Raw genomic sequence first — 26,569 nt, 5'->3', positions numbered from 1 at the left:
TTGTTTAATCAACCCCCGCTGTAATGGCGGGGGTTTTAAAAATATCAATATGGAACTATTATCATTTTCAGATTTTGATGCGGAGGGTTTAGAAAATATAAACAATATTAATTTCCTCGAATTACAAAACAATTTCTTAAACTCACAAAGCACCAGAGAATTTAGAGAAATATCTAACGAATATGCATTAAATACCCCTTTTGGAAAAAACAGTCTTTTATATAAAGAAGCAAAAGGAGAATTTTATACTGGATATACAGATTTTATGGCGGTTCTCTACCATATTGGGGCGGCAATGGCAATCATTACCGACTTTGAAGAAAAAAATCAACTGGACGATGTCATTGTAATTGCAAATAATGAGAAATCAATTTTTGATTATAAAAAGTTCATTAATGGAAGTCCGAATGTTGAAAATTCGTGGGAATTTCAAGACACAGAATATACTGGAAAGGCGATTTTGAATAAAAAAATTGCATATATAGATACAGAAAAAGTGTTTTTGAGTGATGAAGGATTGGGATATGCGCCATATTGTTTGTATTTCCCATACAGAAATGACGGCAATATATCCCTAAACAATCCGAATATCGAATACCTAAAAGAGAACGCTGCCATTAAACTATCTGATTTGAGTTGGGATAGCCTTTTGATTATTCTTAGCAATTTGCATCAGAAACAGCAAAAACTGTATATAGAAAAAATATTCAAAGACGTCGCTCGTAAGCTAGAAGATGGATTGATTTCAAATCCTTTAGCACTTCATGTCTTATATGACTTACCTATTTTTTTACTTAAGTTTTTTAAAAATTCAACAATAGAATATTTCCTCTTCGGATTACTCAGCGATAATATTTTACCTAATGCAAGAGAACAAATTGTTCTGAAGCTTTTAGAAACATGTACAGAAAAAGAGAGTTTCAATGCAACATCTTTTCTAAACAAACTCTTGACCACCCATATAAATGGGCAAAACGCTTTTCTTACAATATATGACAAAATGAACGATTGGGGTGGAGGAAATAATTTCAGTCAAGCAATGATTTTATTGGCTAAAATCTGGTCGGAAAGCATTTACATCGATTCTGGGAATAAAGTCTTCAATGATTATGACATCCCGATTCCCTTAGCATACACTCAGGATTATATTTTGGGATTCCGGCTTGACAACTTCGATTTTGAGATGTCAGGTTCTGATATTACCATTACAACAGCAACGGAAATTCCTTTATTGGAAGACACCTATACTCATTATCATGTATTCCAGCCAGTAGATCTTATAGCACTAAAGGAAGTCCAAAATGAAGATTTGATCCTTGCTGAAGGTGTCAAAATCCCTGCATTCTATCTCAAGGCTTTCGACGATAAAGGTGCTTGGGAAAATTTTGAAAAAGCCCTTTGGATAACGGCGGATTTTATCAGTTTATACACTGGTGTCGGAGCTTTGTTACAATTAAGACGAATTGCCCAAACCGCAGAAATCACTTTTGTTGTCCTGCGCACAACATTTGGCATACTTCAGGTTTCGAGCAGTGTTATTTCCATTGGACTTAGCCTTATCGAAAATTCCAAAAATCGCGATTTGGTAAATAAACTTCGTGAGTATTTGTTCTGGTTTGAATTGTGCATTTTGGGTACAGATGCTTTAAGTACGAGGATTTTAAGAAAAAAGGCCGCTGACTTAGAAACTGTTCTTGAAAAAAACAGGAATTCACTTAATAAGAAAGAGTTGTTGGATGTCAATAATTTTAGCGAACATTTGGACGACATAATAGAATTAGAAAGACAGGCAATAAACACATGGGACGGAGGAAAATTTATTGGTGAAAGATTGCTTAGAAAAAGAATCAAAAATTTATTACATGACTACAAAAACTTTAATTTAGAGATTCATATTGTCGATGAAGTAAAGGACGCCGAAAGAATTGTTAAGTGGAATGCTCGCAAAGTATTAGGCAGCTTTTCCATGGGGCCGCCACCAAAAATCTATTTCAGAAAACAGATTACCGAACTTACTTGGCAACATGAATTATGGCATTTAGAGGATTTAAAGAAAATGGGAGCTAAAAAATTCTATAGTATTGACCAGTGGAAACATGAAGAATTGGTTTGGGATCGAATTTGGCAGTCCAAAAATAGATGGACGGAAAATGAATTGGTCGATTCCTACCAATATTACAAAAAAATTGCCCTTTTAGAAACCGGACGCTTTAAAGCTGTGAAGGAAATGGAGGATTTATTGAGTTTGCCATATTACAAATTTTCAAGATATAAGCAATGAATTTAACAGAAGAACAAACATTCCAGTTGGCGAAGAAAGCCTTGGAAGATATAGGACAATGGGAAAATTTCGTAAATCAAAAATCTACATTTGTATCAAAAGAGATTGATGAGAATTATAATTCTGATTACTGGTTAGTTCATTTTGTTTTTTCAGATGCTGATGACGTTTCACCGATAGTTACAATCATAGATGATACAAAATTGGTTCATAGCATTTCATGGAAAACATCTAATTTTGATTTGACGTACGATGCAGCCAATGATAAATATTTTCATCTTGGACTAAATATGTGACTTTTCAAAACTTAAAATTCTTTACAGTATTATAAAATTAAAACCGCTCCAACATGCAGCGGTTTTTTATTACCAAAATCCATCGATATAAGTAAATAATCTTCGTTTAATTTGTGTTTAGTAAGATTATTTTCTATCTTTGTCTTATGGACAATCACACAATACTTCACCTCACCAGACTACATCCGTTAATCCGGACAGAAGTTGCCACAATAGTCGATAGTTGTAACAAAATTCTGACCGGAAAAGCAAAGCTTCGCATCACTCAAGGTCTTCGGACTCTAGAACAACAAAGGAAACTTTACGCCATCGGGAGGACGATTGCCGGGAAAAAAGTCACAAATGCCAAAGCCGGCCAATCAATCCATAATTACGGTTTTGCAGTCGATATCTGCCTGATTGTCGACGGAAAAGAAGCCATTTGGGACATCGGCAAAGATTTCGATGATGATAAAATAGCGGACTGGATGGAATGTGTGAAAATTTTCAAACAATATGGATGGTTGTGGGGTGGCGACTGGAAAACGAATAAGGATTATTCTCATTTTGAAAAATCAGGATTCAGCGATTGGAGAACGCTTTCCAAACTTCCCGTGAACGACCAAGGTTATATAATACTAACAAACGAGAAAAGACCATGAAAAAGAAGATCAGGATTTTAAGCCTTGACGGAGGCGGGATTCGCGGCATCATAACCTGCGTCATCCTAAAATATATCGAAGAAGAACTTCAGAAGATCGATCACCCGAACGCCCGTATCGGAGATTATTTCGATTTGGTTGCAGGGACAAGCACAGGCGGATTGATAGCTTCTATCCTGCTCTGTCCGGGAAACGACGGAAAAGCAAAGTTTTCGGTTCAGGAAGCTTTGGACTTGTATTCCAAGAACGGAGAAACCATTTTCAGTGTATCGTTTTGGGAACATATGTTCAATATTTTCGGACTGTTCAATGAAAAGATTTCAAGGCGGAATCTCGAAAAGCAACTCGAACAGGTTTTCGGAACACTTCAACTTAAAGATCTTGTAAAGCCAAGCCTCATTACGGCTTATGATATTTTTGACCGGCGCGCCAAGTTTTTTACAAGCCATGAAGCAAAGGCCTCACTTGAAAATTTTTATGTGAAAGATGTCTGCCGGGCCACGTCGGCTGCACCAACCTATTTTGAACCAGCTAAGATCAAATCACTTTATGGACAGGAATTTACCTTGATAGACGGAGGTGTGTTTGCTAACAATCCATCGCTGTGTGCCTTTACCGAAGCGCGAAAAATTCGCTTTTCCGAAATCCTCAATGATCCTGAAAAGCCCGACCATCCCAATATAAATGATCTCATCCTGGTTTCAATCGGAACAGGCGAAGTACTTAAGTCCTACACATTCGAGAAGTTTGAAAACGCCGGAAAGCTCAAATGGATTGGGCCGCTTATAGATATTTTGCTTTCTGCCAATGCCGAAACCGTAGATTATCATTTGGGCAAAATGTTCGATTCACTGGGTAAACGCAATCGCCAAAATTATTACCGCCTGGTTCCGAATCTGGGAAAAGCCTCGCCGGACATGGATAATTCTGGAGAAAAGAACATTTATGAACTCATTCAGGCCGGTTTGGCTTTCGTTGACAAAAATCGGGATTTATTGGCCGATATCGCCAAAAAACTTGTCCGTAACAAATAACAAAAAACCCTTTCGAGTCATATTCCGAAAGGGTTTCTATTTTCAGGTATGCCCAAATTTGGCTTTCCCCTGAAGATGCCGGAAATTCGATCTCCGGACTTAGTCGTTGTGTTGATGTTTATGTAGTTACCCGCTTATTGTAGCAGTTGTTTCTTCAACCCGCGGATATTGCTTTTCTATCTTAATGTAAAGGTAAGCCAGAAATTCCTTGTTAACATTTCAGGATTTCCAGATTGGCTTACAGCATTTTAAGAAGTAACGGCAACTTGTATTTCCAAATTGCCGTCACCGTGCCTTTCGGCTTCTTATTTAGAAGATTTGGTTTCCTCTTTTTTAGCCGGATCTTTCGTCTCTGGCTTTGTGGTAGTTGTTGTTTTATCAGATGAAGTCGTTGGTGTCGAAGACTTTTGAGGTGTCAGTGCCGGACTTGTAGTTTGGGATGCATCGGTTGACTTTGTCGTTGTTTCCGTAGCGGCTTTCTTCTCTTCTTTTTTAGGTGTTTCCTGAGCCATGGCGCCCATTCCCATCAGAAGCAGTGCACCGAAAAATACTTTTTTCATTTCTATCATAATTTATGTTCGAGGGCAATAAGGCAATCGGTGTGCCTGTAAAACCATAGAGATAACAGATTGTCTTGTTATCAAAAACAGCACCTCCATAACCTTACTGATTTTAAGCAGATTATGTCCTAAGCATTTTTTTTCGAATTCCATAAGATCCGAAATTTGCAAAAATCCAAATGTGGGGAAAAGTGTGGAATACATTTGATACGAAACGTGGAATCATGCCACGGTCAAATACCCAATCCGGCTTCGTATCTTTGGCCCAATGGATCGCAGTTACCCAAATTCAGAGAAACTCAAGAGCAGATTGACCATTGAACGTTTGTTCCGTGAAGGCAAATCTGTTTCCAAATATCCGTTGCGGTTGGTTTTTATCCCTATCGAGGATTCGGTTTCCAAAATCCAGGTCGGTGTATCCGTCCCGAAGAAATTCTTTAAAAAGGCCCACGATCGTAATTTGATCAAGCGCAGGCTGCGGGAAGCGTATCGGCACAACAAATCTCTTTTGATCGATGCTGCAAAATCCCCTGTTGCCTGCATGATCGTATATTCGAATTCCGAAACCATGTCTTATGCAGATATCACGGTCAAAATCGAGCAGCTTTTTAAGAAATTCGCCGACTTGCAAAATGAGGCAGAAGCCCATAAAATAGATACTTCCACCACGGAATAATCCATCTGTTTGCCAATTAGGTTAAATTCGTGTTGAGCAACCTTGACTCTGTGGTTTTATTCTTATTTTTATCGCCTTATCATATGCTGCCCGAATTGGGTTCCGCAGCATCATAACCCAGATTGACACATGCAGATTTCTTTCAAAAAAAGATATGTTTTTCCCGTAATCGGCGCCGGGCTTTTATTTGTCGGCTCGAGTTTCAAAGAAGATTTTTTCGAAGTTGCCAAACAGATAGAAATTTTCACCAATCTGTTCAAAGCCGTAAGCGAGAATTATGTGGACGAAGTCAATCCGGGAGAACTGATGGATCACGCCATAAAAAGCATGCTCGCCGATCTCGATCCCTACACGGTTTACTTTAACGAAGCCGATGTGGTAAAATTCAAGATCAACAACACGGGCGAATACACCGGAATCGGGGCTTTGATCCAGCGAAAAGACGGACGCCTCATCATCAAGGAACCCTACAAGAATTACGCAGCCGACAAAGCCGGACTCAAAGCGGGAGATGAAATCATACAGATTGGCGACGTAAACCTCGAAGATTTCAAGGAAGACGCGGGCCAATTGCTCAAAGGAAGCAAGAATACTAAAGTCGACATCACGTACAAACGCCAGGGCAAAATCCAAAAGACACAGCTTGTCCTTGACGAGGTGGAACTAAAAGCAGTTCCGTTTTTTGCCAAAATCGATGACAAAACGGGTTACATCGCACTGACGGCTTTCAACAAAAGAGCATCATCCGATACTAAAGAAGCACTCGAGCAACTCAAACGCGATGGAGCCGAACGCATCGTTTTGGATTTGAGAGGAAATCCGGGCGGTTTGCTTGGCGAAGCAGTCAACATTTGTAACCTTTTCGTGGCCAAAGGCGAAACTATCGTCACGACAAAATCGAAACTCGAGAAACACAACAACACCTACAAAACCACACGTGATCCGGTCGATGCTGAAATCCCATTGGTCATCATCGTCGATGGAAAAAGCGCTTCGGCATCTGAAATCGTCGCCGGCGCGTTGCAGGATCTGGACAGGGCCGTAATTGTCGGGAGCCGCAGTTTTGGAAAAGGCTTGGTACAGCGTCCAATCGACCTGACTTACGGAACGCAGCTTAAAATCACCATTTCAAGATATTATACGCCTTCCGGCCGTTGTATTCAAGCTTTAGATTACGCCCACCGAGACAAAGACGGAAAAGCGATCCGGACCGAAGCTACAAAATATAACGCCTTCAAAACACGCAAAGGCCGTACGGTTTATGATGGCGGCGGAATTTTACCAGATGTGGAACTGGCAGAGACCAAAACCAGCCCGATTTCTGACGCTTTGGTCCGCAACGACGGCATTTTCAATTATGTAACCGAATATTATTACAAACATCCGCTGGCCGCCGGACAGACGCCGACGATTTCTGATGCGGATTTCCTCGATTTCAAGCAATTCCTCAAACGCACAAATTTCTCTTTCGATACGGAAACGGAAGTCGCGCTTAAAAATACATTGGCTGCGGCAACGAAGGAACAGGTCGATTCTTCCATCAAAACGGAATACGCCCAATTACTGAGTGCCTTGCAGAAAAGCGAGGAGACACAACTCAACCAGAACCAAAAGGAAATCAAGACGTTGCTTTTGGACGAAGCCATCAAGCGTTACTCGTACAAAGAAGGACTTTATCAATATTATCTCAAAAATAATTCTGAAATCAAAAAGGCCGTTGCCATCCTCAACGTTCCCGCCGATTATAATAAAATTCTCAAAATCTGATGCGATCATTACTGCTGTTGCCGCTGTTGTTCCTGTTCCAAATCTCTCTGGCCCAGGAAGAAGTTGTACAATCTGTTTACTTTGAATCCGGAAAAGCCACCCTGGACGGAAAACAGGCCGATGCGGTTATCGACTTCATCAAAAAAACCGATTCCACACGAATCGAATCCATCCAGATTTTCGGCTACACGGACGATGTTGGAAAAGCGGCCTACAACACCAAATTATCGACCCAACGTGCTACGGCAATCAAAGACAAATTGCTTGCAAGCGGTGTTAAAAGCAAAATCATCGTCAGTATTGAAGGCAAGGGTAAAATCATGATCGAGGACGATATCGAACCTGAAAAAATTCCGGAAAAACGTTCCAAGAACCGTCGCGTAGATGTGGTGTTGAACTTGCTTCCGTTGCCCGAAATCGTCATTCCCGGATTCTACACCGGAATCCAGAAAAGCCATAAAGTGGGCGACCATATTTACCTTGAAGGTCTGTTGTTCGAACGTGGCAGCAGTAAGCTGGCATTCCAGGCCAAGACCCAATTGGATAAACTTTCGAAGTTGCTTTTGAAATACAAGAATCTGGAATTCGAAATCCAGGGACATGTTTGCTGTACGCCTCCGTATCAGAACGAAGCCATAGACTTAGCCACTAAAAAAAGGAAATTGTCTACGAACCGGGCGGAATCGGTATACAAATACCTCATCTTCAAAAAGATTCCAAAGGAACGCATGACCTTCAAAGGTTATGGAAACACAAAGCCTCTTGGAAAAGAACCGGAATACGACCGCCGCGTGGAGCTTGTGATCACAAAAGTATAATCTAGTTCAGGTCCATTCCCAAATGCGGAATGCCGTCTTCCATATACGTTTCGCCAACTCCGACAAACCCATGTGATTCGTAGAATTTCTGCAGATAACATTGTGCGGAAATATGGATATTGTTTTCCCCGAAAAAAGTTTCGATGCCTTTGATCGATTGCCGCAGCAATTCGTGTCCCCATTTTCGGTCGCGATAATTCGCATCAATCACGACACGACCGATGCTGGCCTGCTCGAAATAATCCCAGGGTTTGAAGATTCGTGAATAAGCTACGATTTTGCCATCGTATTCACCGGTGACATGCATTGCTTTGGCATCTTTGCCATCGATGTCCTGATAGACGCAATCCTGCTCCACCACAAAGACTTCACTCCTCAATTGCAGCAGTTGGTATAGTTCAAGCGAAGAAAGTTGCTCAAAACGTCTTATTTTCCAAATTGGTTCTGTCATTTCATAAAAGATACGGTCCGAAGGATTGCTTCGAGTTCAAACATCAAATCACGTTTCTCGCGTGAAGGTGCATAACAAAAGCCTTCTACAAAAACGTAGCGCCTATGCAATTTGTCATGAATGCAATAGCTTAAAAAAGGACCTTGCATAAAATCATTGGCGAGTTCCCAGGTTCCGCGCATTTCATAAGCAGGTTTTCCGGCCAGGGTTATTTCATTGAAATAGGGCGTAAACGAATTCTCCGTCACCATTGGCGTATTGCGGCGTGTTCCACGGATGTACTTCCTGATTACGGCATTTCGCTGTCGGATTATCGTCGCATCCATATCATTTGAAATCCCGATTTGCCATTCGGGAATCTGATATACCAGAATGCTTGAACTTCCGCTGGTGATTTCCTTTTTTAGCCAGATGAACTTGCGTCGCTTGAGAACCGTTTTATAAGACTTTGGATAATTCATCCGGATACGGAACATCTTTTCGAGATCCTTATCGTCGGCAAGTGCATTTTTGATCGATTTCTGGCTTTCGGCAATTTCAACCGCCCGAATGCGTGCAATCATATCCGGAGCATGCATTTCAAGCGTCTGGATGATATCGGCCGTAGTCTTGCCCGAAATAGAAAAAATAGTCTGTGGCCGAGTATACTGGTCACGTTTTACCTGATATACATTCTGGGTCAGCTTGTCGTTTTTTTTGATGACGATGATATTGCGGCTATGGGTCATATAACCTTCGAGAAGTTTGGCCGGATATTGATTCAGGGTGAACAACGGCTCTTCCTGATCAAGGCCCGTCATTGGCGCGGCGAGTTTGTTCCTCAGCGAATCGCCTATCGTTCCAAGCCACAGATTATCGTCAATGATCACGGCCACAGAATTGAGTTTATCGGCAGCTTCCGTCTTACGCGAATCATCGGTTTTCCCACATCCGGATAGAACGATTGCAATCAGCCAAAAAAAAAGGGCTTTTTTCATCTCTGAATAAAGCCCTAAAAGTATCAATTTAATTTTTAAGTCCCACTGATTTTAAGCTTCATGCCCGGTTTCAGGTTACTTCCGTTGATTCCGTTCCATTTCTTGATGTCTGAAATCGAAACCCCCGGATATTTCTTGGCAATGCTGAAAAGTGAATCGCCTTTCTTGACATAGTAATGCTCCGATTTTTTCTTCTCGACCGCTGCAATACGTTCTTTTTTAGTTTTTGCAGCCGCTTCAGCTACGGCAGTATCCTCGACATCTGTTTTAGCAGGAACAGTCAGTTTGGTTCCCAGAAGCACACTGTTTTCTGTCAGGTTGTTCATTTCCTTGAGTTCGTTCAGCGTGATTCCGTATTTGCGGGCAATGGCACTCAGGTTGTCGCCTTTAGCCACAACATATTCCTGTGTTTTTGGCTGATTATCGACAACTGCAGCATCGTTCGTGTTCTCTGTGATCAATTGGGCGATGGTCAGTTTGCTGTCCAGTTTCACATTGTTGTCGTGAAGATCGTTCCATTTCTTGATATCGTCTACCGAAACGTTGAAACGACGCGCAATCGAACTTAGATTATCACCGGCCTGAACCACATAAACCTGGCTCAAACGTGTCGTCGCCGTGGTATCTGTATCTTCTTTTGCCTTTTTGACTTCTTTAACCTCAACTGATGCCACATCCTGGCTCGTCGGTTTAACAACTTGAGGTTTTACTGCGACAGCCTCCGTAGTAACAATTCTCAGGCTTTTGCCCATTGGCGCCTTGTTGCTTTTGAGTCGGTTCCATTTTTTAAGGCTTGCAACAGATACATCGTATTTTTCAGCAATCTCACTAAGGCTGTCACCGCGACGCACTTTGTAATATTTTGTACGGGTCGTGCTATCAGATTTCGTGCGCGTGCTGTCACGTGATGCCAGCAAAGAACTGCTTTTGAACGGACGTTCGCGTTTTAGTTCCTCATGGGCGCAATAAGCATATATTTTATCTTCGTTGGAAGTGAAAATCGCCATCTTATCGTTCGGCAATCTCAAATAGTGAGGTGCATCGTTGTATGCAGGAACTGTATTCAGTTTATATGACGGATTCAGCAATTGCAATTGGGCAACCGGAATATCAAGCAAATCAGAAATCTGCTTGAACGAAATCTGGCGGCGCACCATGACGGTATCTGTCTCGAAATGCTTTACGAGCGCTCGGTTCGGAACGATTCCGTGTTCTTTGTGGTACTCATAAATGTACATGGTGGCAAGGAAAGCCGGAACGTAACCTTGTGTTTCTTTAGGAAGATTCCTGCGGATGTTCCAGAAGTTCTGTTGGCCGCCCGAACGACGGATCGCCTTGGCAACGTTCCCCGGACCCGAATTATACGAGGCAAGTACCAGATCCCAATCCCCAAAAATGCGGTACATATTCGCCATATATTGGGCCGCAGCTTCACTCGCTTTTAACGGGTCGCTGCGTTCATCAACATAGGAATCTATTTTGAGATTGTACTGTTTTCCGGTTTGGTACATGAACTGCCAAAGCCCGGTTGCACCTACTCTTGAAACCGCTTTAGGATTCAGAGCCGATTCTACGATTGCCAGATATTTGATTTCCAATGGGACGTTTTTTCGGGCCATAGCTTCTTCGAACATCGGGAAATAATATTCAGAAATAGCCATAAGTCGCTCGTAGGAACGCTTGCGGTTTTTAAGGAAATTCTTGATGAGGTTTTCGAGTCCCGGATTGTATTCGATGTTGAACGGTGATTTCGCGTCCATTTCCTTGAGACGTTGTTTAAGCAGTTCTGTCGGAAGCTCATCATAAACTACTTTTTTCTCCGGATCGAAATTCTTGATGTCTGATTGGATGTCATCGAAAATATCGACATTGGTCAATTCCTTCATCCACAAGCTATCTACGCATGAAGCCAGTTGGTCATGAACAAATGTAGCTTTTATAGAATCAAGGTAAGAAATTTTGACTTCGGGAGTCGGAACCACCTGAACAGCGGCAACTGAGTCTTTTTGTGTATTTTCCTGTGCCAGGCCGGCTGCGGAAACTGCGAGGAGTAATGTAAGTGTGGCCTTTCTAATATTCATTCGTTACGTTTTAGATACCAGGTTCGGAAATCCAGAAACCCGGCTTTTATTCGTATTATGTTCTTGGAAATAATAAGCGCACTCTGTCAAATATCGTGCAACAAAGTCATTCAATTAACAATGGCTTTTTGCAAACATAATCATTGTATAACAAAATTCGCTAATGATATAACTACAAAGTGTTTTTTTAAGTATACTTTTTAACATATTCATCAACAATTTTTGCTTAACCTTTCGAATAATTTAAAAAAGGCCCTGATAAAATTTTGCGTTTAAAAAAGTGGTTTAATATAATTCCTGTTGAAATCACACCAATTTAGGAGCATTGTTGAAATGAGCCACATACCATTTCTGAAAACAATAAAATGTCCAGACCCGAAACGTATTATCAGCTTTTCCGTTCATATGGTTTTGGACTATCGGAAGTATCTTCTGGCTATTGAAAAGTCCTTGGTCTTCAAGAAAACGAGCGTCTACATAAGACAACAGTTCTTCTTTTAATTTTCCACGAAGCCAGTCACCAACCGGAACACCGAATCCTTTTTTAGATTTATCAAGAAAATCCTTCGGAAAATAAGATTTGAAAGCCTCTTTAAGCAAGTGTTTCTTGTCCCAGCCATTCATCAGGAAATTCTCCGGAAGCTGACTGGTAAAATGCCACAATTCTTTGTTCAGAAAAGGTGCACGACATTCTAATGAAGTCAACATACTTGTCCGGTCAACTTTAACCAGCATGTCGCCTTCAAGACTGAGCAAGCGGTCAATATTACGGAAATCCGTCAGCGTTTTATTGTTGCTGCCAATTTGTTTCTTATAGATTTCCAGCGGATTATCAGATACAAAATCCGATTTTAATATGGCTGCGATTTCCGAGAATTCAAACCCAAGCGAAATAATATTGTAATAAAAATCACCTTCATAATTGATCGCTTCCAGAAGTCTTCTTGCCTTCAGGCGCTTTCCGCGGTTATCGTCCGTCGTTTTCAAAAGTGGCATCACGGCATTTTGAAGTCCTTTGTGCAACCCTTTCGGGACAACCGATGTGTATTTGCGGTTCAGGCTTCCCATATAATATTTGTTGTAGCCGCCAAAAACCTCATCACCTCCGTCGCCTGTAAGTGCAACGGTTACGAACTGTCTTGTTTTTTCGGCAACTACGAAACTCGGCAATGCAGAAGAATCGGCGAACGGCTCGTCAAAATTGAGCAGGATTTTATCTATGTTATCAGACAAATCGGCCTCCGAGATTATGAATTCATGGTGATTGCTTCCGATTAGTTTTGCGACAGTTCGGGATTTATCGGTCTCATCAAAAGATTTCTTATCGAATCCGATAGAGAATGTGTCGATTTTTTTTTCCGATTGCTGCGCCAGACAAAGCGAAACGATCGACGAATCTACTCCACCGGAAAGAAAAGTACCCAGCGGTACATCTGAAATAGATCTTGAAACAACGCTTTCGCGGACAAGTTCCTCCGTTTTTTTTGCGGCTTCGGCTTTTGAAAACGAGCCGTATGCTTCGAATTTCTGTTCGATTTCCTCGATTGAAAATGTAAAATTCCTGCAGTCGAAAGCGATGTAATGATTGGCCCCAAGCTTTTTGATTCCGTTGTAAATGGTATACGGAGCTGGAATATAAGTCAGTCTGAAATACAGATTCAGCGCCGTTTTATCTATTTCCGGCTTGTGTGATGAAACTTCAATAATTGATTTTAGTTCCGATGCCCAAAGAAAATCATCTCCATTCTGATAATAGTACAACGGCTTTTCCCCAAAGAAATCACGTGCAATGTAAAGCATCTGTTTTTCCTTGTCGTAAATGCTGAAGGCAAACATGCCGTCGAGCATCGAAAAGGCTTTGACACCGTGCTTTTCATACAATTTTATGATGACTTCGGTATCTGAATTGGTTTCAAAACGGATGTCGTCGGCAATCAGATCCTTGCGCAATTTCTGATAATTGTAAATCTCGCCATTGAACAGGATGACTTTCTGTCTGTCTTCGGTATAAATAGGCTGTTGGCCAGAACTCAGGTCAATGATCGATAGCCGACGCATAGCCATCCCAATTGCCCGTCCGTTATGATTCTCGTTGAAAAAACCATCCTGATCCGGGCCTCTATGAAGGATTTCCTGATTCATTGATGACAGTCGCTGATGAAGTTTTTCCGTAGAAATTTCATTTGCGCTGATGTAGCCGTTTATTCCGCACATAAATTTTTGGTTGTCCGGAATTATTCCAGAATAGCCGCAATTCCCGGCAATGTTCTTCCTTCAAGCATCTCAAGCATGGCACCGCCTCCCGTAGAAACGTAGCTCATTTTATCTTCAAGCCCGAATTGCTTTACGGCCGAAACCGAATCACCGCCACCGACGAGCGAAAAAGCTCCATTTTTAGTTGCCTCTGCGATATAATTTCCGAGTTCGATGGTTCCGTTGGCGAAGTTCTCCATTTCAAACACACCCAGCGGTCCGTTCCAGAGAATCGTTTTTGATTTCAGGATGACTTCCTTGAAATTCTCGAGGGTTTTCGGACCTGCATCGAGACCTTGCCAACCGTCAGGGATTTTATCTACATCAACCACCTTGGTGTTGGCGTTATTATTGAAATCATCGGCAGCAATTACGTCTACAGGAATATGGACTTCAACGCCCTTCTCTTTTGCTTTTTTAAGGATTTCAAGGGCCAGATCCAATTTGTCGTTTTCACAAATGGAATCACCAACTTGACCGCCTTGCGCCTTGATGAACGTATAGGTCATTCCTCCACCCACGATCATATGATCAATTTTGTCGAGGATGTTTTCGATGACGGTAATTTTAGTAGAAACCTTGGAGCCACCAAGTACCGCAGTCACGGGTTTCTGACTGTCGTTCAATACTTTATTCAACGATTCGATTTCTTTGGCGAGCAGATAACCGAAACATTTTGCCTCCGGGAAAAACTTGGCGACAATAGTAGTCGATGCGTGGGCGCGGTGAGCCGTTCCAAAAGCATCGTTCACATAAATGTCACCTAATGAAGCCAATTCTTTGGCAAAACCTTCGTCTCCGGCCTCTTCCTCGGCATAAAACCTGAGGTTTTCGAGCAACAGGATCTCGCCTGGTTTCAAATCTTCCGATGCTTTTTTGGCTACTTCTCCGCGGCAATCTTCGGCGAACTTGACTTCTTTCCCAAAAATATCCGATGCTTTTTTCAGAATGTGTCTGAGCGAATACTTGTCTTCTTTTCCCTTCGGCCGACCCAGATGCGACATCAGGATCACGCTTCCGCCATCGTTCAGGATTTTATCTATCGTTGGTTTTGCTGCAGAAATACGTGTGTCGTCGGTCACATTGAAATTCTCGTCGAGAGGCACATTGAAGTCAACACGTATCAGCGCTTTTTTATTTTTGAAATCGAAATGGTCTACCGTTTTCATTCTTTTATGTTTAGATGGAATGCAAATATAGTTTTTTGGTCCGCCGCTTTGGTTACGAATAGGTTCAAAAAAACAAACCCTTTTGTGAAATTTCTTCCGCAAAAGGGTTTTGGATACAGGTAGTTTAGGCTTACGCTACAAGTAATTTCCGGGTGAATGAAACAAGACGTGTTCCGTTGTCTATTGTAATTTTATATAAATAATAGCCGCTTTCAAGCTTATATTCGTTCTTATCAAGCAAAATAGTATTGTTCCCGGCAGATAATTGATAGTGTTTTGGCTGACCGATACGACGTCCGCCAGCATCAAAAAGTTCAAAACTTACGTTCCCGGATGTTGTCATCACAACTGGAATCGTAGTCGTATCTTTCACGGGATTAGGATAATTCTGACCTGCGAAATCTTCGGCGGCCTCAAAATCCGATATGCCAAGTGTCGGTCCGTTTACATAAATTTCATGATCCAATACATAACCATCTGCGAGGCTTCCGGAAACGGTCGACAATTCATTACTGACGCCATCTGAAAAAACATTGTCGCTGCTGTTGTAGGTGTATCCTGTCATTCCTTTGGTATAACCGTAAGATGTTGCGGCGTTAACGGTATTTACGGCACTTGAAGTTCCTTCCGGAAAAGCGATCTGGGTCACCAAAAGCGAAATTCCCGAGGCATTGTAAATATGCACATGGATATGAGTGGCACGGCCCGTATACCAACCCGGAAAAATCGAAGTGAACGTCACCAATCCGTTGGCATCGGTCACCTGGCGTCCGCGAAGAAAATGATACGCCGTGTAGTTCGTGGGTTGCATTCCGGTTCCGCCGTATTGGGAATAATTGCCGTCTTTGTCGCAATGCCAGATATCGACCAATGCGCCTTCATATCCGTTGCAGCCACCGTTTACATTTTTGATCGTGATGTTGACCGTGAAACCGACTCCGGTTCTGTCTCCAACAATATCCGAAGTAACATAAGATGACGGATTGATGGTTGGGAAAGGACCTGCTGTTTCTGAATTCGTCTGGCTGCACACCAACGCCTCTTCCAATTCCGATTTTCCGGCTGTGAGCATTTCCGGTGCAAGCATCGCCAATCCTAAAAACCCGATGCTGTTTCTTAAAAATACTTTTCTTTCCATACCATTTGTATTAGCTGGACAAAAAAAGAAATACAAAACAATTTAAACAATTTTTTGAGGTAAAGACACTTACCGCCGCGGTAAACAGGTTTTATTTCAGGATTTCCGCCAATAAAATAACGGCGTCGCCAGATAAAGATTCATAATCGATTGCGCCAAATCCTTCCAAAAACAATCCATCACGAGTTTCCAAAAGCCGGTCCTGAAATTCAAAAGCACCGTTTATCACGAATGCCAGTAGTGAAGATTTGGTTTCGATTTCTGCTTTTTGCCGTCCGTCGTAAATGCCGAGCGAGAGTTTGATTCCGGGAAATTCGGCAATAACCTGAAGTTGGTTTCGCAACGGCTCAAGCGGAATCTGCTCGAAAACTAAAGATACACTGAGCTTTATCTGAAGAAAATTAACCTGCAAATCGTCATAAAAATTCCGGATGATGTAAACCGTATCAGCCGGAATAATTAAAACATTTCCTGTCATCAACGTAATCTGGTGGCTTTCCGATTCGAATTCCAGATTGCCGATCAACGGAAAAATCAGTGTCGCGAAAGGTTCCGCATTATAGTTTTTGGATGTATCGGCAGCCAGGACCTCATCGCTCAATTGACGAAAATCGCCAATTCCGGAATCTGCGAAAAGACTTTGTTTGCGATAGATTTCCGTTTCTTCGGTTTCGCGTCTGGTCGATAAAAAAATACGTGCCGTTTGTTCCATCAGATGAATTGAAGGTGTGAAATCCCAAGCCCATGTTGGATTGGAATCAATCGTGTAGGCACTTCTTCTTTTCGTTTTAAATTTTCAATCAACTCCGGATCGCAAACTAAAAATCCTGCCGGGGACACAAAAATTTTAAGCCATTGGGCCGAATATAGTGAAACTTCGATACGGTGTTTCGATGCATCTTCGAAATCGGAATCGAGGATCGTGAATTTGAATTGCTGAAGTCCGATAGCGTCTTGATTCGCATCTTGAAAACCGGGAAGGTTTCCACCAAAAGACCCGATCAGTCCACGGATCGACGGACTGACACGGGCATGTATTTCATCTGCTTTCGGCACCGATTTGAGAAATTCGGAAAAGCTCATTTTCGGATTGAATTCCGGATAATTCTGGACTTGCAACTTATATTCGAACCAACTCGACTGATGCGCTGCCTGATTCCACGAATTGGGATCATTGGCTGAAATATGTCTTTTATGGCAAAATCGTATCAATTCCATTATCCATCTGGATTTAGCCTGGCCTTGAGGTCTTTCTCATAACTCGCGCTTACGGGTATTTCTGTCTTTCCCATAAAAATGGTTTTGTTGCGGAACCGCTCGATGCGCTCGATGGGCACAATGAACGAGCGGTGGACACGGATAAAATTGGCAGGAAGTTTTTCCATGATCCCTTTCATCGTCATTCGGGTCACAACGGTTCTGTGGTTTTCGATATGGATCTTCAGATAATCGTCAAGGCCTTCAATGTAGAGCAAGTCTTCCACTGCAATTTTTATCAGGCTGTAATCGGCACGGATGTACAGAAAGGTTTGTTCGGGCTGTTGCTGAAGCAGATCCATCTGCATACGCACCTTTTCCATCGCCTGGCGAAAACGGGCCGGCGCAATAGGTTTTAGCAGGTAATCGGCGACTTCGAGATTGAACCCTTCAACCGCATATTCCGGATAAGCCGTTGTTAAAACTATATGGATCTTACGGGGCAGTTCCTTAATGAAATCCAGACCTGAAATCGACGGCATGTTCACGTCGAGAAGCAATAAATCTACGGGTTGTTTGCGAATATACTTCATGGCTTCGGACGCGCTGCTGAAGGTTTTTTGCAGTTCGATGAAATCTACATCAGCACACAAAGCGTGAAGTACTTCGAGTGCAGGCGGTTCGTCATCCAAAGCGATAGTCCTGATCATAATTCGAGCTTTAGTTCAATGCTGTATTCATTTTCTTTATCAGATACTTCAAGATTGTAATCGCCGGAATACGTGAGTTCGAGACGATCCCGTGTATTTTTGAGCCCGATTCCGCTTTCCGTCTGGACGGAATTTACCTTTTTATTCCAGACATAAAGCTTCAATTTGTTTCCGTCGGTTACAATTTTGATTTCAATTTCCGATTTTTCGTCGGGATTGACACCATGCTTGAATGCATTTTCTATGAACGATATGAGAATCAGCGGCGCGATTTGCTGGTTTTTCGTTTCGCCCGATACCTGATATTTTATATTAACCGTATCTCCCAATCTTGATTTCTGAAGCCCTATATAATTATCGATGTACCCAATCTCCGCATCGAGCCGGATTTTGTTTCCCGTGGAATTGTTCATGATGTATCGCATCAACCCGGATAACTGAACAATGGATTCCGCCGTACGATCATCTTTCCGGATTGCCAAAGCATAAATCGAATTCAGTGTGTTGAACAAGAAATGCGGATTGATCTGTGCTTTTAAAAGAGACAATTCGGCTTCCATCCTATCGCGTTCACTGGCCTGAAGCCTTCGGTTGATTGATAGGAAAAGACTCGCCAGAACTCCGGTCAGGAAAATAAGGATGGTATGTGAATTTTCATTCGGGCGCATTCCTCCAGGCGGCCCAAAAGGCATATGTCCCGGACCATTTGGGAAAAACTTGGGCGGTGGCGGCATATTCGGTGGCGGCATATCGGTATGGATGATGCTCATTTCCGGTCTGTCGAACAAAAATGAAGCGGCAAGGAAGAATGTCAGGAACAAAAAAAGAATAAAGAAATACAGGCTTTTTTTCCGATTGAAATACAATCGGGGCGTAAGGATGTAATAGTTGAAATAAAAAAACAGCAGCAGGAAAACATAGACCGTAAAATACAACCGGTCGTGCCCATTGTAGAAATTCGGAATGCGAAGGAACGATCCGCTGGCTGTAAAAATATACGGCAACAACAGGAACGCGACACACAAACTCACATGCGTGGCGTAAAAAGCAAAATTACGTTTGGCAAAATATCCCACTCTGCCGTCAAAAGTATTGCTCATAAAAAAGACGGGCTAATTTTTTCGGTAAAGTAGTGAATTCCTGCGGAGTTGTAATTTGCGCTGACCAACATCTTATCTCTGGTTCGGGTTGGCTATATTTGCCTATGCTTTTTTCGGAAATTCTCGCACAGGACGATGTCAAGGAATACTTGGCAAGCAGTGCCGATTCAGGCAGGATTCCGCACGCCCAACTCTTTGTCGGAGCAGAAGGAAGCGGAACATTGGCCATGGCGATCGCCTATTCCCAATACATTCTTTGTAAAAATGAATCGGGAGAAAATAACGGCCCAAACCAGGCTTGTAATCTCAAATTCTCGAATTTTTCCCATCCCGATTTACATTTCGTCTATCCGACCGTAACCAATGAAGATGTCAAGAAAAATCCCAAAAGCCTGGATTTCCTTGGTGATTGGCGTGATTTCCTTCAGACGAATATCTATGGGAGCCTTTACGATTGGCTGCAACTGCTCGGCGTCAAAAACCAGCAAGGCGAAATCCGGGTCGAGGATGCGAATGATATGGTCAAAAGCATGTCACTCAAAGCCTATGAAGGCGGTTATAAAGTGATGATTGTCTGGATGGCCGACAAACTCAACATCGCGGCATCGAACAAAATCCTCAAATTGCTCGAAGAACCTACGCCTCAGTCGCTTTTTATCCTCATAAGTGAAAACGAAGAAGATATCCTACCGACGATCAAATCGCGTTGTCAGGTAATCCGGTTCAAACCCTTGCCCGAAAAAGTAATGGCCGATGCGTTGATGGAAAAAACCGGCCTTGCTCCACGTGAAGCGTTGTTATTGGCCCGCCAGGCACAGGGAAACTTCAACAAAGCCCAGAAATTGGTACATTCGGATTCAGAGGAAAACCCGTTCGAGGAATGGTTCGTCGTTTGGGTACGCGCTGCTTTTCGGGCGAAAGGAAACGCAGCCGCAATCAATGACCTGATTGGCTGGAGTGAAAAGATTGCCTCGTTGGGACGCGAAACCCAAAAGAAATTTCTTGATTTTTGTACCGATATGTTCCGGCAGGCGTTGCTTTTGAATTATCAGGTTACACCTTTGGTCTATTACGAACCGAAAGTCGAAAAGTTCCGCCTCGAGAATTTTGCCACCTATGTCAATGATAAGAACATAGCCGATATTTTCAGGGAATTGTCAGATGCCATGTACCATATTGAACGAAATGCAAACGCGAAAATCGTATTGACCGATTTATCCATAAAACTCACGCGCTTAATCCATAAACAATAATGAACACAGCTGCTATTCTTGTACTGCTTTTCCTGGCGATCACTTTTCTGCAATCGGGTTATGATAAAGTGGCCGACTGGAGCGGAAACGTAGGTTGGTTGAAATCGCATTTTGCTTCTACCTTTCTCAAAAACAACATTCCCGCCGCTCTTGGAATGATACTCGTACTTGAAATCATTTCCGGAATCCTGTGCATCATGGGCCCGATACAGATCATGGTCAACGGATTGACGGAATATGGATATTACGGTGCCGTCTGCAGCAGTATTACCTTGCTCTTTTTGCTCGCCGGGCAACGCATCGCCAAAGATTACGACGGGGCACGCACCATAGGCATTTACTTTATTCCTGCAGTGCTTGCCGTGTTCTGGCTCAGCTGACGACGGATTTCCGACCGGTATAATTTGAGTTCGTTCCACGTGACGGTTTCGCCCAATTCTATTTTTAGCGGGCCAAGTGCTTCTTCGTGGTCGCGTCCTTTGAAGATTTGGGCTAGTTCCTGTTGCCTGTCGTCCGGCATGAATTCGTCAATCGTCACTCGCTCATCCTCTATCAATTTTGCCATGTGATTGTATATGGTTTGCTCGGTCAACTGTCGCTCTTTAGCAATTTCTTCCACGGAAAGTTTCTGCAGGTAAAGCTCATATGTGACTTCCGATGTATGTTTCTGGGGCGCTTTCTTTTCTTTCTTTGCGGGTTTTCGATTCCTGGCCGGTTCCACATCTCCGGTCAGTGTGCCGTTTTGCTCTCGGTATTTTGCGGCGGCTTCATCGTTTTTGGTTTTGCGGTAAGAGGCTGCTTCCGCGCTTTCAAGATTCGATTTATTCAGATCCGATCCTTCTGAAATCAATTCCATAAATCGTTTGATCCGAAGCATATTGATAATGACACCGCTGGTTTCGTCTTCCAATCTGCAAAGCGATTCGAAATAGGCCTTTGCCTTTTTCATGCGACTGACCGATTCTATCCTGAGCAACAATTCTTCTTCAAGCGCATTCAAATGTTCGTAAAAATAATTGACGGCGAGTTCAAGTCGTTCTCGGATAAAGTTGATGTCCGGTTCATCTGCCAAAAACAAACGCATGATCTGGTTCCGGAAACCTGCGGCCGGTTCAAGCAATAATTTGAATCTTTCATAAGTCCACACAACCCATTTTTCATCGTTACGCCGGGCCGCAGTAGTTTCATCTTTGTCTTTTAGGAAAAACAGATCGCGCCATTCCTGTTCCAGATTAGGCCACGTGAAACAATCGATCAGTTTCTGTTCGGCGTATCGTTTGGAATCATGGGAGAAATTCTCGAAAAGGCTTTCTTCGTTCGATTTGTTCTTGGCAAAATCAATCACATCGCGGTCGTTGTCAAGTCCGTTGATGTTTAGCCTGGAAAGCAAAATAAGGCCGTCTAACGAACGCAGTCGCGAAAAAGCAACGTAGGCCTGTCCGGGAGCGAAAATGTGCGATACGTCAAGTGCTGCTTTGTCAAACGTCAATCCCTGGCTTTTGTGGACGGTAATCGCCCAGGCCAACCGGATGGGAAAATGCACGAACGTTCCCATGATTTCTTCAGTAACTTCATGTGTGTTTGGATTGACAGAATATTTGATGTTCTGCCATTCGTATTTTTCGAGCTCTATGAACGAGCCGTCATCCGGAAAACGCAGCTGGATTTCTTCATCGGACAGAAAAGTGACCTCAGCCATTTTTCCATTGTAGTATCTTTTTTCTGCAGACAGATCGTTCTTGGTCAGGATAACCTGGGCGCCAACTTTGAGCCTGAGCGTTTCCTCTATGGGAAAGATCCTTTCCGGAAATTCTCCGGTGATTTCCGCATGATATTCAAAAACCGTTTCATCGATGCTTTCAAGTGCCGATGTGTTGATGGCATCGGCTTTGGCATTATGGGTTGTCAAGATGATATAACCCGGATTTTGGTCGAGGCTGAAATGTGGTTTTACCTGAAGGTTCAACCGGTCGACATCTTGTTGCTGCAGATCATTATTGCGCAGATTATTCAAAATGCCTATAAATTCAGCGTCCGTCTGACGGTAAATATGGGTAAGTTCTATGTAAAGCGGCAGTTGGTCCCGAAGGCATTGGGCGTGAAAAAAATAATTCCCATAATAATAATTCCGAAGGATATTCCATTCCTGATTGTTCACGACAGGCGGAAGCTGCAACAAATCGCCAATGAACAAAACCTGCACGCCTCCAAACGCAACATTTCGTTTCCGGACGCTTCGAAGCATGAAATCCATCGCATCCAATAAATCGGCCCGAAGCATACTGACTTCGTCGATTACAAGTAATTCCAGATTTTTAATGACGGCTTTTCGCTGGCTGCTGATGCGGAAATGACGACGCAGCGAAGACCGGGTTTCGCATTTGACCGAAGTGGAAAAATCAGCAGCGGAATCGGTCGGTAAAAAACACGCAAAAGGTAGTTGGAAAAGTGAATGGATGGTGACTCCGCCGGCATTCAAAGCGGCAATTCCAGTGGGCGCTACCACAGCCGTATTCTTGTGAGTGGTCTGGATGATTTCGCGAAGCAGCGTAGTTTTTCCCGTACCCGCGCGACCTGTAAGGAAGATATTCCTGTTGGTGTGATTGATAAAGCGCAGCACATAGTCTGCGGTAGAAGTTGGATTCATCATTTTGGCTTAGAATAATTCAGGGAATTTACAATTTTTTGGAACAGATTGGATGTTTGCAAAATAAAAAATGCCCTCCGTTTAAGAGAGCATTTCAAAGCTAGGTCGGCAAGATTATTTGGTTTCTTCCGGCTTTGTCGCAGGAGCGGCCGCAGGAGCAGCAGCTTCTTTTTTGCCTTCGGAAGCATATTTATCGTTTAGTGCCTTTACGACATCTTTGGTTATGTCATATTGGTCTTTGGCAGACAAAATAGAAACGACATCACCTGTGGCAAAGATGTAATCGTATCCTTTTTCTTTACCGTAATCTTTGATGAATTTCTTTAGTTTTTTCACCAACGTATCCATTTCAGTACTGCTTTCATCCTGGATCTGGCGTGTAAGTGCCTGTTGCTTGTACTGCAATTCTTGTTGTCTTCTGGCCAACGGAGCGCTGTTTTGCTGAGCCCAGATTTCTCCCAACGCACGTGCTTTTTGTTCAAACGCGGCGGCATCTGCTTTGAAACGCGCGGCATCTGCTTCGAGTTCCTTACCCATTTCCTCAGATTTGGCTTTGTATTTTGCCTCAACATCTTTCGCCTCAGTATAATCTTCCATCATTTTGGCCGTGTCTACATAGGCGGTTTTGAACTCTTTTTGCTCAGTCGGTTTGTCACATGCAATTAGGGTCAAAGCAAAGGCAAGCACTGTTACTATCTTTTTCATTATGGTTGTCGGTTTTAAAAAATTCGCGTAAAAGTATAAAAATTCGTTTAGTAGGGAAAAGTATTTCAGGCTTTGTGCCGAATGAGGTAGATATGAGATGAAAATTCACCTGAAAAACACCCTTTTATATTGGAAATCAATCCGTTGAATAAAGATTTTATAGGTTTCATACTTCCGGAACGATATTTTTCCGACAATAAGCTCACATAAAAGGCATCGAACCACATGGGTTTATATTTGATGAGTTCCATATGATGGTTCGCAAACAATCTTGAGATCGACTGACGCGAAAAATGTGTCAAATGACGTGGTACATCGTAAGCTGCCCAAAAAGATCCATAGATCTTCGCATCATATGATTTGAAATTGGGAACGGCGATGACTAAAATCCCTGTTGGTTTCAAAAGCCTTTTGAGTTCCAAAATTTGTACGTCAACGTCCGGAACGTGTTCCAGAACATGCCACATGGTTATCGCATCGAAAGAGGAATCGGGTAAATTCTTTAAGTCGTCTGTAAGTGTTACCTCTTTTCCCAAAGCTATTTTTCGGGCCGATTCACTTGGTTCGAATCCGGTGGTTTGCCAACCTGATTTTGTGGCTTCGGATAAAAAATCCCCTGTTCCTGCACCAATGTCCAACAACCGGGAATTTGCTGCTTTCCATGGCTGAATCAGGTTGAGCTTTGACTTCAATGCAAACGACCGAACCCAATGGTATACTTTCTCAAATAACGTTCGTTTAGAATCGGTGTGGGAAATATAATCTTCGCTTTGATAATAGTTGCCGAGTTGCGATTCTGGTGGTTGTGGAATCGTTTTGAGCAAGTCCGATTCAGAATTGTACTCTAAATCAAAAATTTCACCGCTAACTGAGTGATCCTTGGTTGATAAATAGATGGTTTTTGTCACTTTTTGTAAAAATCTGATTGTTCCACGTGAAACTATCGTCCCATATGGACTAAAAGAACTGAAATATCGCTTGGGGAAACACCGCTGACACGAGATGCTTGCGATATAGTTATGGGTTTGATTTTAGCTAATTTTTGTCTTGCCTCTATTGACATGGACTTAATCTGGCTGTAATCGAACGCGTCCGGAATACGAACGTCTTCGAGTCGGGTCAATTTATCCGCATTGTTGCGCTCTTTTTCTATGTATCCGGAATATTTGACCTGTATGGCTGCTTGTTCTACAATTTCTTCATCGAGATTGTTTTCTAGGACATAATCGGAAACATCTCGAAATCGCAACATATCTTCGAGTTCAATCTGCGGACGCGAAAACACTTTGAACATTTTATCAGACTGGGAAATGGGAGCGCTTTCCTTCTCTAAAAGTATCGGATTCGTTTCTTCAACAGAAACACTCGTCTGCTTAAAGAACTGAACCATTTTTTCGCTTTCAGCCATTTTTTGTTCCATACGTTTCATTCGTTTCTCAGATGCCAAACCAATTTCGAATGATTTGGGGGTAAGACGGAAATCGGCATTATCCTGACGCAACAAGGTCCTGTATTCGGCACGTGAGGTGAACATTCTATATGGTTCTTCTGTTCCTTTGGTAATCAAATCATCAATTAAAACACCAATATAAGCTTCATCACGTCGCAAAATCAACGGATCTTGTTCTTTGACTTTTAATGCTGCATTTATTCCGGCCATCAACCCTTGTGCACCGGCTTCTTCATAGCCTGTAGTTCCATTGATTTGTCCGGCGAAGAATAAACCATCAACCAATTTGGTTTCAAGTGTGTGTTTCAATTGTGTCGGTGGAAAATAATCGTATTCTATGGCATATCCCGGGCGGAAGAATTTTACATTCTCAAATCCAACAACAGACTTCAATGCTTTATACTGAATATCCTCCGGCAAAGAAGTAGAAAATCCGTTCACATAGACTTCAACCGTATTCCAACCTTCAGGTTCAACAAAAAGCTGATGCCTTTCTTTATCTGCAAATCGATTGATCTTATCTTCGATTGAAGGACAATAACGCGGCCCAAGGCTTTTGATTCGGCCGTTAAACATAGGCGATCTGTCAAAACCTTCACGTAAAATATCATGGACATCGAGCGAAGTATAAGTCATGTAACAGGAACGCTGGTTTTTCAATGGTGAAGTTTCGTCCGAATAGGAAAATTTCTGCGGCTTCTCATCTCCCCTTTCCTCATTCATTTTCGAATAATCAAGTGACCGACCGTCAACCCTTGGCGGCGTTCCGGTTTTCATTCTACCGGCTTCAAAACCTGCTTTTACTAAATCTTCAGTAATTCCGTAAGATGCACTTTCTCCAGCTCTTCCACCGCCAAATTGCTTTTCACCAATGTGGATCAATCCGTTCAGGAAAGTCCCATTCGTAAGCACAACAGCTTTGGATCGGATTTCAATTCCCAGTGATGTTTTGACGCCGGCAACTTTCCCACTTTCTATAATCAACCCCGAAACCATTTCCTGATAAAAGTCAAGATTTGGGGTTGCCTCGAGCATCAATCGCCATTCTTCGGCAAAACGCATTCGGTCGCTTTGCACACGTGGCGACCACATGGCCGGGCCTTTCGATTTGTTGAGCATTTTGAACTGGATGGCTGTCTTATCGGACACAATACCGGAATAACCTCCAAGTGCGTCAATCTCACGAACAATCTGGCCTTTAGCAATACCTCCCATGGCCGGATTACACGACATTTGGGCGATATTTTGCAAACTCATAGTCACCAGCAATGTCTTGCACCCAAGATTTGCCGATGCCGCCGCAGCCTCAGAACCTGCGTGTCCCGCTCCGACAACAATCACATCGTATACTTCATTGAACATACT

24 protein-coding genes are annotated in these 26,569 nt (G+C 42.7%); 9 read left to right on the top strand and 15 right to left on the bottom strand.

What is annotated here, in order from left to right; genetic code table 11:
* Nucleotides 1-49: 49 nt before the first annotated feature.
* The 4 genes from G6047_RS10395 (at nt 50) to G6047_RS10380 (ending at nt 4,252) form a co-directional block, all read left to right on the top strand.
* Nucleotides 50-2,281 (top strand): zincin-like metallopeptidase toxin domain-containing protein, encoded by a 2,232-nt coding sequence (locus G6047_RS10395; protein WP_169527539.1) that lies wholly within the window; start codon nt 50-52, stop codon nt 2,279-2,281.
* Entirely contained in the window at nt 2,278-2,577 is a 300-nt protein-coding gene (locus tag G6047_RS10390; protein WP_169527538.1) for a hypothetical protein, read from the top strand. The genes G6047_RS10395 and G6047_RS10390 overlap by 4 nt, the downstream gene beginning before the upstream one ends.
* A gap of 146 nt (nt 2,578-2,723) precedes the next feature.
* Nucleotides 2,724-3,218 carry a M15 family metallopeptidase gene (locus tag G6047_RS10385; protein WP_169527537.1) on the top strand — a complete coding sequence of 165 codons (495 nt, stop codon included), beginning with the start codon at nt 2,724-2,726 and terminating at the stop codon, nt 3,216-3,218.
* Nucleotides 3,215-4,252: a patatin-like phospholipase family protein gene (locus G6047_RS10380; RefSeq protein WP_169527536.1), complete on the top strand. Its 1,038-nt coding sequence runs from the start codon at nt 3,215-3,217 to the stop codon at nt 4,250-4,252. The genes G6047_RS10385 and G6047_RS10380 overlap by 4 nt, the downstream gene beginning before the upstream one ends.
* Nucleotides 4,253-4,557: 305 nt before the next feature.
* On the opposite strand, the gene G6047_RS10375 is transcribed toward G6047_RS10380, so the two are convergent.
* Complete coding sequence (locus tag G6047_RS10375) at nt 4,558-4,812, bottom strand: hypothetical protein (protein ID WP_169527535.1); 255 nt, start codon at nt 4,810-4,812, stop codon at nt 4,558-4,560.
* 268 nt (nt 4,813-5,080) lie between these two features.
* Between G6047_RS10375 and rnpA the strand changes: the two genes are divergently transcribed.
* The 3 genes from rnpA to G6047_RS10360 all read left to right on the top strand — a co-directional run bounded on the left by rnpA (nt 5,081) and on the right by G6047_RS10360 (nt 8,073).
* On the top strand, nt 5,081-5,488 hold the full coding sequence (gene rnpA / locus G6047_RS10370; protein ID WP_169527534.1) for a ribonuclease P protein component: 408 nt from the start codon (nt 5,081-5,083) through the stop codon (nt 5,486-5,488).
* A gap of 129 nt (nt 5,489-5,617) precedes the next feature.
* On the top strand, nt 5,618-7,255 hold the full coding sequence (locus G6047_RS10365) for a S41 family peptidase (protein WP_169527533.1): 1,638 nt from the start codon (nt 5,618-5,620) through the stop codon (nt 7,253-7,255).
* Nucleotides 7,255-8,073, top strand: coding sequence for an OmpA family protein (locus G6047_RS10360; RefSeq protein WP_169527532.1), 819 nt, complete (start codon nt 7,255-7,257; stop codon nt 8,071-8,073). Before G6047_RS10365 ends, G6047_RS10360 begins: the two co-directional genes overlap by 1 nt.
* Before the next feature lies 1 nt (nt 8,074).
* Here G6047_RS10360 and G6047_RS10355 read toward each other — a convergent pair whose 3' ends face one another.
* The 10 genes from G6047_RS10355 to G6047_RS10310 form a co-directional block, all read right to left on the bottom strand.
* Entirely contained in the window at nt 8,075-8,524 is a 450-nt protein-coding gene (locus G6047_RS10355; protein ID WP_169527531.1) for a GNAT family N-acetyltransferase, read from the bottom strand.
* The gene (locus G6047_RS10350) at nt 8,521-9,501 is read right to left on the bottom strand and encodes a DUF4837 family protein (RefSeq protein WP_169527530.1); all 981 of its coding nucleotides are present in this window, start codon (nt 9,499-9,501) and stop codon (nt 8,521-8,523) included. The genes G6047_RS10355 and G6047_RS10350 overlap by 4 nt, the downstream gene beginning before the upstream one ends.
* 35 nt (nt 9,502-9,536) lie before the next feature.
* Nucleotides 9,537-11,582: a LysM peptidoglycan-binding domain-containing protein gene (locus G6047_RS10345; RefSeq protein ID WP_169527529.1), complete on the bottom strand. Its 2,046-nt coding sequence runs from the start codon at nt 11,580-11,582 to the stop codon at nt 9,537-9,539.
* Nucleotides 11,583-11,888: 306 nt separating this feature from the next.
* A complete protein-coding gene (gene asnB, locus G6047_RS10340) occupies nt 11,889-13,796 on the bottom strand; it encodes an asparagine synthase (glutamine-hydrolyzing) (RefSeq protein WP_169527528.1) in 1,908 nt (635 codons plus the stop codon).
* A 20-nt stretch (nt 13,797-13,816) separates the two neighbouring features.
* Nucleotides 13,817-15,004, bottom strand: coding sequence for a phosphoglycerate kinase (locus G6047_RS10335; protein WP_169527527.1), 1,188 nt, complete (start codon nt 15,002-15,004; stop codon nt 13,817-13,819).
* 130 nt (nt 15,005-15,134) lie between these two features.
* Complete coding sequence (locus tag G6047_RS10330) at nt 15,135-16,142, bottom strand: dioxygenase family protein (RefSeq protein WP_169527526.1); 1,008 nt, start codon at nt 16,140-16,142, stop codon at nt 15,135-15,137.
* 91 nt (nt 16,143-16,233) lie between these two features.
* The gene (locus tag G6047_RS10325; RefSeq protein WP_169527525.1) at nt 16,234-16,854 is read right to left on the bottom strand and encodes a cupin domain-containing protein; all 621 of its coding nucleotides are present in this window, start codon (nt 16,852-16,854) and stop codon (nt 16,234-16,236) included.
* On the bottom strand, nt 16,854-17,360 hold the full coding sequence (locus G6047_RS10320; protein WP_169527524.1) for a hypothetical protein: 507 nt from the start codon (nt 17,358-17,360) through the stop codon (nt 16,854-16,856). Before G6047_RS10320 ends, G6047_RS10325 begins: the two co-directional genes overlap by 1 nt.
* Nucleotides 17,360-18,049 carry a LytR/AlgR family response regulator transcription factor gene (locus tag G6047_RS10315; RefSeq protein ID WP_169527523.1) on the bottom strand — a complete coding sequence of 230 codons (690 nt, stop codon included), beginning with the start codon at nt 18,047-18,049 and terminating at the stop codon, nt 17,360-17,362. The genes G6047_RS10320 and G6047_RS10315 overlap by 1 nt, the downstream gene beginning before the upstream one ends.
* Nucleotides 18,046-19,149, bottom strand: a complete 1,104-nt coding sequence (locus G6047_RS10310; RefSeq protein WP_169527522.1) for a sensor histidine kinase — start codon at nt 19,147-19,149, stop codon at nt 18,046-18,048. The genes G6047_RS10315 and G6047_RS10310 overlap by 4 nt, the downstream gene beginning before the upstream one ends.
* 104 nt (nt 19,150-19,253) lie before the next feature.
* Between G6047_RS10310 and G6047_RS10305 the strand changes: the two genes are divergently transcribed.
* Nucleotides 19,254-20,402: a DNA polymerase III subunit gene (locus G6047_RS10305; RefSeq protein WP_169527521.1), complete on the top strand. Its 1,149-nt coding sequence runs from the start codon at nt 19,254-19,256 to the stop codon at nt 20,400-20,402.
* The gene (locus G6047_RS10300; RefSeq protein ID WP_169527576.1) at nt 20,399-20,782 is read left to right on the top strand and encodes a DoxX family protein; all 384 of its coding nucleotides are present in this window, start codon (nt 20,399-20,401) and stop codon (nt 20,780-20,782) included. Before G6047_RS10305 ends, G6047_RS10300 begins: the two co-directional genes overlap by 4 nt.
* Here G6047_RS10300 and G6047_RS10295 read toward each other — a convergent pair.
* The 4 genes from G6047_RS10295 to mnmG all read right to left on the bottom strand — a co-directional run bounded on the left by G6047_RS10295 (nt 20,740) and on the right by mnmG (nt 26,566).
* Complete coding sequence (locus G6047_RS10295) at nt 20,740-23,052, bottom strand: helix-turn-helix domain-containing protein (protein ID WP_169527520.1); 2,313 nt, start codon at nt 23,050-23,052, stop codon at nt 20,740-20,742. The genes G6047_RS10300 and G6047_RS10295 overlap by 43 nt on opposite strands.
* 111 nt (nt 23,053-23,163) lie before the next feature.
* On the bottom strand, nt 23,164-23,754 hold the full coding sequence (locus G6047_RS10290; RefSeq protein ID WP_169527519.1) for an OmpH family outer membrane protein: 591 nt from the start codon (nt 23,752-23,754) through the stop codon (nt 23,164-23,166).
* A gap of 65 nt (nt 23,755-23,819) precedes the next feature.
* Nucleotides 23,820-24,662, bottom strand: a complete 843-nt coding sequence (locus G6047_RS10285) for a class I SAM-dependent methyltransferase (RefSeq protein ID WP_169527518.1) — start codon at nt 24,660-24,662, stop codon at nt 23,820-23,822.
* A 32-nt stretch (nt 24,663-24,694) separates the two neighbouring features.
* Nucleotides 24,695-26,566: a tRNA uridine-5-carboxymethylaminomethyl(34) synthesis enzyme MnmG gene (mnmG, locus tag G6047_RS10280; protein ID WP_169527517.1), complete on the bottom strand. Its 1,872-nt coding sequence runs from the start codon at nt 26,564-26,566 to the stop codon at nt 24,695-24,697.
* Nucleotides 26,567-26,569 lie beyond the last annotated feature (3 nt).

Source organism: Flavobacterium silvaticum (genome assembly GCF_012911565.1).
GTDB classification, from domain to species: Bacteria; Bacteroidota; Bacteroidia; order Flavobacteriales; family Flavobacteriaceae; genus Flavobacterium; species Flavobacterium silvaticum.
The sequence above is the reverse complement of the archived record's forward strand: the minus strand, read 5'-3'. Positions and strand labels throughout refer to the sequence as shown.